This window comes from Mesorhizobium sp. M1A.T.Ca.IN.004.03.1.1 (assembly GCF_003997555.1).
GTDB lineage: Bacteria > Pseudomonadota > Alphaproteobacteria > Rhizobiales > Rhizobiaceae > Mesorhizobium.
On the sequence record NZ_RZTV01000471.1, the window covers coordinates 1 to 264 of the forward strand.

The window sequence follows — 264 nt, forward strand, 5'->3', positions numbered from 1 at the left end:
GAGCCGATCCGCTTTTGCGCCGCATCCTGACCACCCGAACCGGCATTCAGCAGCGCCTGCAGTCGCGACCGGTCACCTTCGGCGCTGGCAAGCGAGGCCTGCAGATTGGCGACCGAATCCTGGAGATCCTGATTGCTGCCCTTTTCAAGCGCGAGAAGCTGCGTCAGCTCGTTGATCTGACTGTTGAGACGATTGAGCACCTCATCGCGTCCGCTAATCTCGCGGCTGAGGATGAATTGCCCGACGACAAAGACCGTCAGCAGG

Annotated in this window: 1 pseudogene; it reads right to left on the reverse strand. The window is 60.6% G+C overall.

The features are described 5' to 3' along the window. A pseudogene (locus EOD29_RS32485) lies at positions 1-263 on the reverse strand (peptidoglycan-binding protein); the annotation flags it as partial. Position 264 lies beyond the last annotated feature (1 nt).